At 67.5% G+C, this 11,952-nt stretch carries 13 protein-coding genes; all 13 read right to left on the bottom strand.

Annotated features, from left to right (window positions below):
- Nucleotides 1-6: 6 nt before the first annotated feature.
- The 13 genes from L632_RS0108175 to L632_RS22230 all read right to left on the bottom strand — a co-directional run bounded on the left by L632_RS0108175 (nt 7) and on the right by L632_RS22230 (nt 11,934).
- A complete protein-coding gene (locus L632_RS0108175) occupies nt 7-327 on the bottom strand; it encodes a 2Fe-2S iron-sulfur cluster-binding protein (protein ID WP_036697625.1) in 321 nt (106 codons plus the stop codon).
- A 28-nt stretch (nt 328-355) separates the two neighbouring features.
- The gene (locus L632_RS0108170) at nt 356-1,540 is read right to left on the bottom strand and encodes a cytochrome P450 (RefSeq protein ID WP_028713818.1); all 1,185 of its coding nucleotides are present in this window, start codon (nt 1,538-1,540) and stop codon (nt 356-358) included.
- 9 nt (nt 1,541-1,549) lie between these two features.
- Entirely contained in the window at nt 1,550-2,740 is a 1,191-nt protein-coding gene (locus L632_RS0108165) for a cytochrome P450 (protein WP_028713819.1), read from the bottom strand.
- Nucleotides 2,737-3,456: an ABC transporter ATP-binding protein gene (locus L632_RS0108160; RefSeq protein WP_028713820.1), complete on the bottom strand. Its 720-nt coding sequence runs from the start codon at nt 3,454-3,456 to the stop codon at nt 2,737-2,739. Before L632_RS0108160 ends, L632_RS0108165 begins: the two co-directional genes overlap by 4 nt.
- Nucleotides 3,449-4,201 carry an ABC transporter ATP-binding protein gene (locus L632_RS0108155; protein WP_028713821.1) on the bottom strand — a complete coding sequence of 251 codons (753 nt, stop codon included), beginning with the start codon at nt 4,199-4,201 and terminating at the stop codon, nt 3,449-3,451. The genes L632_RS0108160 and L632_RS0108155 overlap by 8 nt, the downstream gene beginning before the upstream one ends.
- Nucleotides 4,198-5,232 (bottom strand): branched-chain amino acid ABC transporter permease, encoded by a 1,035-nt coding sequence (locus tag L632_RS22235; protein ID WP_051476397.1) that lies wholly within the window; start codon nt 5,230-5,232, stop codon nt 4,198-4,200. Before L632_RS22235 ends, L632_RS0108155 begins: the two co-directional genes overlap by 4 nt.
- Nucleotides 5,233-5,244: 12 nt before the next feature.
- Nucleotides 5,245-6,099 (bottom strand): branched-chain amino acid ABC transporter permease, encoded by an 855-nt coding sequence (locus L632_RS0108145; protein ID WP_028713822.1) that lies wholly within the window; start codon nt 6,097-6,099, stop codon nt 5,245-5,247.
- Between the two features lie 84 nt (nt 6,100-6,183).
- Nucleotides 6,184-7,359, bottom strand: coding sequence for an ABC transporter substrate-binding protein (locus L632_RS0108140; RefSeq protein ID WP_028713823.1), 1,176 nt, complete (start codon nt 7,357-7,359; stop codon nt 6,184-6,186).
- 62 nt (nt 7,360-7,421) lie between these two features.
- On the bottom strand, nt 7,422-8,186 hold the full coding sequence (locus L632_RS0108135; RefSeq protein WP_028716608.1) for a GntR family transcriptional regulator: 765 nt from the start codon (nt 8,184-8,186) through the stop codon (nt 7,422-7,424).
- 568 nt (nt 8,187-8,754) lie between these two features.
- Nucleotides 8,755-9,489, bottom strand: coding sequence for an SDR family NAD(P)-dependent oxidoreductase (locus L632_RS0108130; RefSeq protein ID WP_028716607.1), 735 nt, complete (start codon nt 9,487-9,489; stop codon nt 8,755-8,757).
- Entirely contained in the window at nt 9,486-10,220 is a 735-nt protein-coding gene (locus L632_RS0108125) for an SDR family NAD(P)-dependent oxidoreductase (RefSeq protein WP_028712955.1), read from the bottom strand. The genes L632_RS0108130 and L632_RS0108125 overlap by 4 nt, the downstream gene beginning before the upstream one ends.
- A gap of 15 nt (nt 10,221-10,235) precedes the next feature.
- Nucleotides 10,236-11,339, bottom strand: a complete 1,104-nt coding sequence (locus L632_RS0108120) for a mandelate racemase/muconate lactonizing enzyme family protein (protein WP_028712956.1) — start codon at nt 11,337-11,339, stop codon at nt 10,236-10,238.
- Nucleotides 11,340-11,352: 13 nt separating this feature from the next.
- Entirely contained in the window at nt 11,353-11,934 is a 582-nt protein-coding gene (locus L632_RS22230) for a TetR/AcrR family transcriptional regulator (RefSeq protein ID WP_051476396.1), read from the bottom strand.
- Nucleotides 11,935-11,952 lie beyond the last annotated feature (18 nt).

Below are 11,952 nucleotides of genomic sequence, written 5' to 3'. Positions count from 1 at the left end.
CTCTCCTTAAAGCTGCGATTCCGGCAGGTGGATGACGACGCCGTCCAACTCGGCCCGCATACGGATCTGGCAGGACAGCCGGCTGCTCGGCCTGACCTCGGAGGCGGCGCAATCGAGCAGGTCGCTCTCGCCGTCCTGCTGCCCGCCGACGGCCTCGGTCCAGCCGTCGTCGACATAGCAATGGCAGGTCGCGCACATCATCGAGCCGCCGCATTCGCCGATGATGCCGTCCACGTCGTTCTGCACGGCGGCCTGCATGACGCTTTCGCCTTCGGCGGCATCGACCCGGGTTTCGCTGCCGTCCGCGGCGATAAAGGTGATCTTCATGGTGATTTCTCCTTGCGATTTGCCGGGGTCAGCCCAGAGCCACGGGCAGGTTGATCGGCCCGCGGAAGCCGAAGCCCCGCCACATGACGATTTCGGGATCGGGCAGCGCCATGTTCGGGAAACGCTCGAACAGCGCCTCGAGCATGATCGCGCCCACGGTGCGCCGCGCGACATGGGCGCCGCCGCAATGATGCGGCCCCGAGCCGAAGGACTGGTGCGGATTCCTGGCGCGGAACGCGTCGAACCGCTCGGGGTGGTCGAAAAGCTCCTCGTCGTGATTGGCCGAGGCCTGGATCGTCATCACCGTGTCGCCCCTGGGGATGTAGAAGCCGCGGATTTCGACATCCTCCAGCACCAGCCGGGACGAGGCCTGGATCGGCGCAACCCAGCGCACCCCCTCTTCGAAGGCGGCGCCCCATTTGCCGGTGCGCCGCAGCTCCTCCAGCTGTTCCGGCTCGGTCAGCAGCCCGTAGACGATGGTCGAGAGCGCGTCGCGCGGCTCGTTGATGCCGCCGCCGATGGCGATCTTGATATTGGCGACGATCTGGCTCATCGGGATCGGGTTTTCCGCGTTCACCATCACCGACAGCGCCGAGCGGTCGGGTTCGGCGCGCACCCGCTCGACCGCCCTGGCCAGCAGCGCGTCCATTTCCAGATTGGCATGGTCCGAGATCATGAAGGGCTCGGGCAGCCAGCCGAAATTGCCCGCCCCGTCGATCAGCGCCTGCGACCAGAAGATCATCTGCTCGTCCGTGGCCTCGGGAATGCCCAGGATATGGGCCAGGATGCGGGCGGCGATGGGGGCCGACAGCGCCTTGTGCAGATCGACCACCTCGCCGCGCGGCAGCCGGTCGAGATAGTCGTCGGCCAGCTTGCGGTAAAGCGGCGCCCAGACCTCCTGGATGGTCTTGGGCATCAGCGCGGGGGCCATGGCCATGCGCTCGGCCATGTGCTCGGGCCCGTCCTTGCGCATCAGCGTATGCGCCTGGAAGGCGCGTTTCATCGGCGTGTTCGGATCGTCCGAGGAAAAGATCGCGGGCGTGTCCTTGACGAACTTGCAGTCGGCCGCCTTGGTCAGGAACGTGCGGCCCACGGATTTCACCCGCAGCACCGGCGCTTCGGCGCGCAGGCGCTTGTAGATCGGATAGGGCGCGAGGGTGAGCTGGTCGATGGTGATGGTCTCGTCCAGCGGCGCGATGGGCAGGTCAAGCATGGCAACCTCTCAGCGGATGCGCAGCGGCAGGCGTGCCAGCCCGCGCAGCGTGTTGTTGTAGGACCGGACCGGGGGTCCGGCGATCTCGATGGCGTCGGCGTGGCGGGCCAGGGCCTCCAGCACCACCTCGCCCTCCAGCCGGGCGACAAGCTGGCCCACGCACATGTGGATGCCCGAGCCGAAGCCGACATGGCCCGAGGTCTTGCGGGCGATGTCGTATTGGTCGGGCCGGTCCCAGCGGCGCGGGTCGCGATTGGCCGAGGCCAGGAACATCAGCACCTTTGATCCTTCGGGGATGGTGGCGCCGCCCAGCTCGACCGCGCGGGTGGTGGTGCGGAAGAAGGTCTGCACCGGGCTTTCGAAGCGCACCGCCTCCTCGAAGGCGTTGCGCGCCCGCTTCGGATCGGCGCGCAGGGCCTGGAACTGGTCGGGAAAGCGCGCAAGGCAGTAAAGCGCCGCGCCGATGCCGTTCACCGTGGTGTCGATCCCGGCCGTCAGCAGCGAGCGGACCAGAAGCACCGCCTCGTCCGGCGTCACCTCGCCGCTGTCGGCGGCGGCATGGATGCGGGCGCCCAGTCCGTCGGGCGACAGGTTTTCGCGCCGGCACTGTTCGGTCACCCAGGCGACATGGGGGGCGGCGCGCGCCATCGCCTCGCGGCGCAGCGCGTTGTCCGGGCCGAAGGCGTTGAAGGCAAGCCCGGCATAGGGCAGCAGATGTTCGCGCCCTTCGCGGGCAAGACCGATGCGGTCGGGAAAGACCGACAGCGGGAAGGCCTCGGCCAGATCGCCGATGCCGTCGATCTCGCGCCCCACGAGGCCGGCGATCAGCGCGTCGGCGGCCTCGGCGAAGCCGTCGCGCAGCTCGCGCATGGTCAGCGGCGACAGCACCCGGGCCAGCACCTTGCGGGCGCGGTCATGTTCGGGCGGGTCGGTTTCCAGCACCAGGCTGGGCGGGCGCCAGGGCGTTTCGCGTCTGAAATCCTGCAGCCCGACCCCGCGGGACGAGCAGAAGGCGGCCCAGTCGTTCAGGACCCGATGCACTTCGGCATAGCGGGCGATGCCATGGACGCCATAGCGTTCCAGCCAGACCACGGGCCCGGCCTCGCGCAGCTTCTCGTGCTCGGGATAGGGGTCGTCGAAGAAATCGATGCCGAACGGATCGAGCCCGGAACGGGGCAGGACCGGCGTGTCGAGGCTCATGCTGCGGCTCCTTTCGCGATGACGCCCAGATGGCTTTCCAGAGGCGTCGGGTCGGCCAGCAGCGCGGCGCTGGCGGCCTGGTGGACGATTTCCCCGCGGTCGAGGATCACTGCGCGGTCGGTGACCTTCAGGATCTTGCGGGCGTGCTGTTCGACGATGATCGTGGCCACGCCCTCGTCGCGGATGATGCGGCGGATCGAGGCCAGCAGCTGCTCGACGATGATCGGGGCCAGCCCCTCGGTCGGCTCGTCCAGCAGCAGCACGCGGGGATTCAGCATCAGCGCCCGGCCGACTGCCAGCATCTGCTGCTCGCCGCCCGAAAGCTGGTTGCCCATGTTCGCGCGCCGCTCTTGCAGCCGGGGAAACATCTCGTAGATGCGGGCGAGGTCCCATTTGCCGGGCCGCGCCGTGGCGGTCAGGTTCTCCTCGACCGTCAGCGAGCGGAAGATGTTGCGCTCTTGCGGGACCCAGCCGATGCCGGCCTGGGCGCGCGCCTCGGGCGACAGCGCCGAGATGTCGCGCCCGGCCAGGACCACCCGGCCGCCGAAGCGGCGGGTGACGCCGATGATGCTGTCCAGAAGCGTGGTCTTGCCCACGCCGTTGCGGCCCAGCACCGCCAGCGCCTCGCCCTCGGCCAGCCGCAGGTCCAGCGCCGGGATCACCACGGCCTCGCCATGGCCGGCGCGCAGCTTCTCGATGGTCAGGATGTCAGGCATGCTCCTCGCTCCCCAGATAGACCTCCTGGACGCGGCGATCCGCCATGATCTCGGCCACGCTGCCCTCGGCGAACAGCGCGCCGTTCACCAGAACGGTGATCCGGTCGGCGAAGGCAAAGACCAGGTCCATGTCGTGCTCGATCAGCAGGATCGACACGTCGCGCGGCAATTCGCCCAGCGTTTCCAGCAGCTCGGCGCGCTCGGCCTCGGGGACACCCGCCGCCGGTTCGTCCAGCAGCAGCACGCGCGGGTTCGAGGCCAGCGCCAGGGCGATCTCCAGCAGGCGCTGCTTGCCATAAGGCAGCAGCCGCGTCGGCTGGTCCATCACCTCGGTCAGGCGGAAGCGTTCGACCAGCTCGGCGATCTCGTTCAGGATGTCGCTGCGGGTGCCGACGCGCCGCCAGAAATCGCTGCCGCCACCCATGCGCTCGGACACCGCGAGGCCGATGGATTCCACCGGCGTCATGGCGCCGAAAAGCTGGTTGATCTGGAAGGTGCGGCCCATGCCCAGCCGGGCCCGCTCGATCTGGCCCTTGCGGGTGACGTCCTGCCCGTCAAGCAGGATCTGCCCGCCATTCGCCGGCAGCACCCCGGTCAGCAGGTTGACGAAGGTGGTCTTGCCGGCGCCGTTCGGCCCGATCAGCGCATGGCGCGCGCCGTGCCGCAACGTCAGCGAGACCTTGTCGGTGGCCGTCAGCCCGCCGAAGCGTTTCTCTAGCGCGATGGTCTGCAAGGCGGCGCTCATACCCGGCCCTCCTTGCGGATGCGGCGCAGGATGGCGCGGGGCAGGGCGTCGATGCGGTCGCGGCCGATCAGCACGATGACCAGCAGGACCAGCCCCATCCAGAACATCCAGTATTGCGGGGTGAGGGCCGAGAACCCGTCCTGCAGCAGCTTGAAGGCGATGGCGCCGATCAGCCCGCCGTAAAGATAGCCGACCCCGCCCAGCACCAGCACCAGCAACACGTCGGCCGAGCGGTGGAAGGCCAGCACGTCCAGCGACACGAACATGGTCGTCTGCGTCAGCAGCGCCCCGGCGATGCCGGCGATCACCGCCGAGAAGGCATAGATCGCCAGGAGGCGCGGCCCGACCGGGATGCCCATGCTGCGGGCGCGCAGCGCATTGTCGCGGATCGCCCGCAGCGACAGCCCATAGGGCGAGGTCACCACGCGCCGGGCGATCAGGAACAGCACGAAGGTAACGATCAGGCAATAGGCATAGGCCGTGGTGCCGAACAGGTCGAATTCGAAACACCCGAGCAGCGGGTCGATCATCACCCCCTGCAGCCCGTCGGCGCCGCCGGTCAGCCAGGCGGCGCGGTTCGCCGCCTCCAGCAGCAGCATGGCGATACCCAGCGTCACCATCAGCCGCGTCAGGTCCGAGGCGCGCAGCAGCAGCAGGGGCCCGGTCAGCAGTCCCAGCAGCCCGGCGGCCAGCGCGGCCAGGGCAAGCCCGGCCAGCGGCTCTCCGGTCAGGTGGATCGAGGTCAGCCCGGCGACATAGGCGCCCAGCCCGAAGAAGGCGCCGTGCCCCAGCGAGACCACGCCCGCATAGCCGATGATCAGGTCCAGCGAGAGCGCGAAGAGCCCCAGGATGGCGATCTCGGACAGAAGCAGGTGGCGGTCGGGCAGCAGGAAGAAGCTGGCGGCGGCGGCGAGCCAGAACAGGATCTCGGCCGGCTTGCAGCGGCTGCGGCGCAGCAGGTCGCGGGCGGCGCGCCGCTCGATTCCGGCCGGCTCGGCACGGAGCGGGGTGGCGAAGGTGGTGTCGGTCATCGGGGTCGTCCTTTAGCGGGCCGGGGCGATCAGGCCCTGCGGGCGCAGGATCAGAAGCACGATCATCAGCAGGTAGATCAGGAAGGCGCCGAGCTCGGGGATGTAGTATTTCCCGGCCACATCGGCGGTGCCGATGATCAGCGCGGCGAGGAAGGGGCCGGTCAGGCTGGCGGTGCCGCCGATGGTGACCACGATCAGCACATAGACCATGATCTTCAGCGGGAAGGTCGGGTCCAGCCCCATGATCTCGATCCCCAGCGCGCCGCCAAGCCCGGCAAGGCCCGATCCCACGGCGAAGGTCGCGGCGAAGATGCCGCCGACATTGATGCCAAGCCCGCGCGCGGCGCGCTGGTCGTCCACCGCCGCGCGCAGCCTGGCGCCGAAGCGGGTGCGGGCCAGCACCAGTTGCAGCGCCACGACCAGCACGGCGCAGAGGACGATCAGGAAGGCGCGGTAGCGGCCGACGCCGATGCCGGCGATCTCGAACCGGCCCTGCAACCATCCGGGCAGGGTGATGAGCATCTGGCTGGAGCCCAGAAGCCAGTCCGCCGCCGTCATCGCCATGAACACCAGCGCGATCGAGAACAGCACCTGGTCCAGATGGCTGCGCCGGTAGAGCCGGGCATAGAGCGTGCGCTCGGCCACCGCCCCGATCAGCGCCGGCACCAGGAAGGCCAGGGGCAGCGTCAGCAGGAACGGCACGCCCAGCCGGTTCATGGCAAGCGCGGTGACATAGCCGCCGATCATGGCGAAGGCGCCATGGGCAAGGTTCACGAAATTCATCAGCCCCAGCGTGACGGCCAGTCCCGAGGCCATGACGAAGAGCAGCATTCCGTAGGCGATCCCGTCTATCAGGATGGTTGACATGGCGCGTTTCCTTGGCATGCGGATCCCCGGGCCGCGCCGAGGGCCGGCGCGGCGGAAACGGGTCCGCGAAAGGGGAGGTCTGCGTCAGGGCGCGGCTTTGGCCGGGTCCTTCACCGCCTCGAAGGTCTCGAACTCGACGTTCCAGAGCTGGCCGTCCCGGCGCTCGACGCGGCGCAGATAGACGTTCTGGACGATGTCGCGGGTCTCGGGATCGATGCTGACCGGGCCGCGCGGGCTTTCCCAGGACAGGCCCTTCATCGCTTCGATCATGGCGTCGCCGGAACCCTCGCCGCCGGTCTTTTCCAGCGCCGCATAGATCGCGTGCATGCCGTCATAGCCGCCGACCGCCATGAAATTCGGCCGCATGCCGTTATTGGCCTTCTGGAACGCCTCGACAAAGGCACTGTTCGCCGGGCTGTCATGCGCGGCCGAATAGTGAAAGCCGGTTATCGCGACCAGGGCCGGATCGCCCATCCCGTCCAGGATGTCGTCGTCGGTGATGCCGCCATCGGCCAGCAGCCGGATGCCGGACTTGTCCAGCCCGCGCTCGACGAACTGCTTCATGAACTGCGCGCCCACGCCCGAAGGCGCGAAGGCGAAGATCGCGTCGGGCTTGCTGTCGGCGACCTTCTGCAGGAAGGGCGAGAAATCCGGGTTCTGCAGCGGCACGCGCAGGTTCTCGACCGTGCCGCCGGCGGCGGTGAAGACCTCGGTGAAGGTCTTTTCGGCATCGATGCCCGGGCCATAGTCCGAGACCACGGTGACGACGCGTTTCATCCCCTCCGTGGCGGCCCATTCCGCGATCTTCGAGGTGACTTGCGGCGTGGTGTAGCTGGTGCGCACCACATAGGGCGAGGTTTCGGTGATCGACGAGGTCGCCGCCGCCATCACCACGGTCGGCACCTTGGCGCGGGTGGACAGCGGCGCGGTCGCCATGGCCAGCGGCGTCAGGCCGAACCCGGCCAGCGCGCCGACCTTGTCGCGCACGATCAGCTCTTGCGCGAGCCGCTTGGTGGTGTCCGCGACCGAGGCATCGTCCTTGACGATCAGCTCGATCCTGCGGCCCGCGACCTCGTCGCCATGCTCGGCGATATACAGCTTTGCCGCCGCCTCGATCTGCCGCCCGGTCGAGGCGAAGGGCCCGGTCATGGGCAGGATCAGCCCGACCTTGAACGGCTCGGCCTGGGCCATGGCCGGCAGACCGGCAAGCGCGGTCGAGGCCGCCAGGACAGCGCCCAGCAGCAGGCTTCGTCTTTGCATATGGTTTTCCTCCCTTTCTGGCTTGCGGCAGTTCCTCTGCTGCCGTTGACTCGTTTGGCGGGTCAGCCTGTCGCCTCGTCCGGCTGACGGATCAGCGCGGCGCCCCGGATCTGGTCCAGCGTGCCGCTGGTCGCCATGGCGCGGGACAGGTTGTGCTGCGACAGGCGGGCATGCTCGCGCATGATGGCCTCGGCGCGCGCGCCCTGGCGCTGGCGGATCGCCTCGACCACGATGCGGTGGTGGTCCTGGCCGATCAGCAGATGCTGCCTTGCCGCGCGGTCGCTTTCATACATCCCGACCAGCGCGCTGGCCGAGGCGAAGGGCCGGCCGTTGGCGCGCGCCGCCTCCTGGATCAGCAGGCTGCTTTCAGTGGCGTTGACCAGCCCCTGATGAAATTCGGCGTTCAGCCGCTCATAGATCGGCAGGTCGGTGCGGGCGAAGTCCTCCTTGGCCAGCAGGGCGGCGATGCGGTCCGAGATGCCGGCGATGCGGTCGATGGCGTCGGCAGCGGTGCCGCGCTCGGCCAGCAGCCGCACGCAGAAGCCCTCGATCATGCCGCGCAGCTCGATCGCCTCCGAGATCTCGCTGGGCAGGAACTGGCGCACCATGTAGCCGCCCGCGGCGATCGGGCTGAGCAGGCCTTCGTCGGTCAGGCGCTGCAGCGCGGCGCGGATGGGCGTGCGCGACATCGACAGCATCTCGGCCAGCTGGGTCTCGGTATAGCGCTGATCGGGCTCCAGCCGGCCGCCGATGATCATGTCGCGCAGCGTCATGGCGGCGCGCACCGTCTGCGTGGTGCCGGTCCTGAGCGATTCTCTGCTGTTCATTGCGCGTTCTCCCTGCATGTTTGTATACATCAATAACTGCAGCCGGCAAATATTCTTGGCATATATGCCACCAAAGTCGTATTATTTTTGCTTAAAAGCGATAATGATGTATACATATCAACATGCGGAGCACCGCGATGTATACATTGAGGCGCTCCTGAACCACTCCTGCCATGCCGTTCCACAGCCGGACTGCTCGCATGATTCCCGATGCGGCAGCGCATGGATGGACACATGCGCAGGCGGGCATTTCTAATCGGCAAGCGGCTTTGACTGTTCGCACCGGCTCGGCAGGCGAAGCGGCGGCAAGGGTGGCTGCATCATGGCGAGTCGAGGCGCGAACGGGTCAGCACTCAAGATCCGCGCGCTGGTCGTTTCTGCGGGCAAGCGGCGCAGCAGCAGACGCGGCATCCAGTGCAAACGATCCGCGACAGGTGGCGCGATGGATGAAGATTAGATTACATAAGTCGGATTATCCTGATCTGATCCTCTTCACGCATGTGCCAAGACACGCGCCAAGGCGGCCCGGCGCGCAAGGGGATTGCCGGCAATCGGGTCAGGACCAGAACTACGGAAGGCTCAGTTTCGCCATCCGGCCGCCATCGACGGTGTAGACCTGGCCGGTGCAGAAACCTGCCTCTTCCGCGGCCAGGAAGGCGACCAGCGCGGCGACCTCTTCCGGCTTTCCGGTGCGCGCCACCGGATGAATTCGGCCGATGTCGCGACGGAAAGCTGCCGGATCGGGCCTGCTCTCGATGAAATCCACGTTCAGCTCCGTGTCGATCCAGCCGGGCGCCACGGCATTGCAGCGGATGCCCTCGGCCCCGTGATCCACTGCCACCGCCCGCGTCAGCCCGTGCAGCCCCGCCTTCGAGGCGCAATAGGCGGCATGCGACGGGTTCGATCCCAGCCCCTCGACCGAGCCGACATTCACGATGCTGCCCCGCGTCCGGCGCAGATGCGGCAGCGCGGCCTGGATCATCAGGAACGGCGCGGTCAGGTTGACCATCAGATTGCGCTGCCAGTCGCCGAGGCTCATCGCCTCGATCGAGGATTCCTGCATCATCCCGGCATTGTTGACCAGGACGTCCAGCCGAGCGGCGCGCGCGATCAGCTCGGCCAGAACCTGCGCCGGGCTTGCCGGATCGGTGAAATCGGCCGGAAGGCTTTCGAATTCCGCGTCCTGCCCGCGCTGCGCGGTAAAGACGCGGGCGCCCTCGTCCCTCAGCCGGCGGGCGATGGCCTGGCCGATGCCCGACCGTCCGCCGGTGACCAGCGCCACCTTGTCCTTGAACCGCATCATGCCACCGGTTTCCCGCCGTTGATTTCGATCAGGGCGCCGCAGATGTAGCGCGCCGCATCCGAGGCCAGGAACAGCACCACATCCGCGATATCCTCGGGCTCGGCGATGCGGCCAAGGGGGACGGTCTTGCCCAGTTCGGCAACCGCCCGGTCGGGATCGAAACCGCGCCTGGCGAAGCCGCTGCGCAGCATCGGCGTGTTCACCTCGTTGGGGCAGACGGCGTTGATGCGGATGCCCTGATGGGCATGGTCCATGCCCATGCATTGCGTCAGCGATGCGATGGCCGCCTTGGTCATGCAGTAAAGCGCATGGTTCGGTCCCGGCGCCTTGCCGCCCCAGCAGGACGAGGTGTTGATGATGACGCCACCGCCCTGCCCGGCCATCAGCGGGATCGCGGCGCGGCAGATGCGGAAGGGCGCCTCGACATTGACGCCCATGGACAGGACCCAGTCCGCATCCGTGGTTTCGGTCACCGGACCGCGGGTAATCACGCCCGCGTTGTTCACGACGATGTCCAGCCGGCCAAGGGCGTCATGGGCCGCCTGCGCCAGCCCGTCGACATAATCCTCGTCCAGCAGGTCGCCGGGCAGCCGTAGCTCTGCCTCGATCCCCGAGACGTCACGGTCGGCGACCGCAACCCGGGCGCCCTGCGCGCGCAGGCCGGCCACGATCGCGGCGCCGATCCCGCCAGCCGCCCCGGTCACCAGGGCGGTTTTTCCTGAGAAGCTCATCTCGTTCCTCGTGCTTCAGAAACTGGCGATAGGTGCGCCCAGAAGCGCCGCATCGGGCGTAACGCCCAGACCCGGCCCGGTCGGCCGGTTGATATGGCCGTCCTCGATGCGAATGCCGTTCTGGGGATCGAAATTGCCGTCGATATAGGAGGCGGCGACCCAGGCGCCCTCGCAAAGATCGGGGCGCATGGTGGCGGCGACCTGGGCGCAGGCGGCCGCGATCACATCGCCTCCCCAGGCGTCGTCGCAGGTATGCGGCAGGTTGCGAGCCTCGCAGATATCGCGGAAGGCGCGCATGTTATGCAGCCCGCCGATGCGCGTGACCTTCATGCCGAAGCCGTCGACCAGCCCCGTGCCTGCCGCGGTGATGACCGTGTTCAGGTCGAGGCTGTTTTCGTCCATGTAGATGCCATGCGCCACCTGCGGCCGGATCTTGCGCAGATCCTCGATCGTGTTGCAGGGCTGTTCCATGATGAAGGGAATCTCGGGACATTCGCGGCTGACGCGCAGCGCGTCGCGGGTGGTCCAGCCGCGATTGGCATCGACCGCCATGCGCATGCCGCTGCCCCGGATGACCTCCCAGACCTTGCGGATGGCCTCGATGTCGATTTCGACCGGGCGCCCGCCGACCTTGACCTGGATGCGGGGATAGCCCTCGTCGCGCACCTCGGCGGCGATGCGGGCGGTCTCGTCCGGGTCGCCGACGATGGTCGAGTAATAGCTGGGCACCCGATCCGTGACCGCGCCGCCCAGCAGGTCGGCGACGCTGATGCCGAGCTTCCTGCCGATCAGGTCATGGGCCGCGATGTCGATTGCGGCCTTCGCGTAGTTGTGCCCGTTCAGAAGGCTGTTCATCTTGCGCTGCAGCGCAAGCGGCCAGAGGTCCGCCCCGATCAGGCCCGGCGCCATCGCCGTCAGCGCGGCGCGGGCACCCTGAGCATGGGCCTCGGCATAGGTCGGACCGACCGGGCAGGTCTCGCCCCAGCCTTCGGTTCCGTCCTCGGCCACCAGGCGGACCAGGGTCGTGTCCAGCGACCAGACCTTGGCGTTCGCCATCGTATAGGGGCCGTTCCTGACCGGCAGATCATGCTTGTAGATATGGATCTCACGCAGGCGCATTTCTTGTTTTGCCTCATCCTTCAAGGGCAGGGTCGTCTTTTGCCGGGAGGAGACCTTCCGAAGCCAACAGCGCGCGCGCGGCGCGAATGGCGGTCGCGGTGGCCCTGGCGGGGCCGCGCAATCGAGCGGTCTCGGTCAGTCCTTCGTGCAGCAGGAACAGCGATTGGGCCAGTTCCCCGGTATCTCGATCCGGTGCGACATGGTGCAGTCGCTCGCGGAATGCATTCTCCAAGCGGGATTTATGGGAAAGGACCGTCTCGCGAATCGCAGGGCTTTCCGGATAGGCGGCCAGCGCATTCATGAACAGACAGCCGGTATTCGCAACCTCCTCAAGCCAGTCGCCCAATCGCTTCAGGGGATAAAGCACGTGATCGATGCCATCCGCCGGCCCCCCGGAAATCCAGTCGAAATAAGCGGCATCGCGATATTCCAGAGCCCCCACGACCATTTCCTCACGGCTGGGAAAATACTTGTAAAGCGTTCTGAGCGACACATCCGCGCCCTCGCGCAATGCCTCCACCCCCTGGGTTGCGAAACCCATTTCGGCGAATTGCCGATCAAGATTCCTCGCGATTCTCAGTTTCGTGCTCCTCATGAAGCGAAGGTAGAGCGA

The sequence above is a fragment of the Paracoccus sp. J39 genome (assembly GCF_000518925.1).
GTDB lineage: Bacteria > Pseudomonadota > Alphaproteobacteria > Rhodobacterales > Rhodobacteraceae > Paracoccus.
This window is presented reverse-complemented; position numbering and strand designations above follow the sequence as displayed.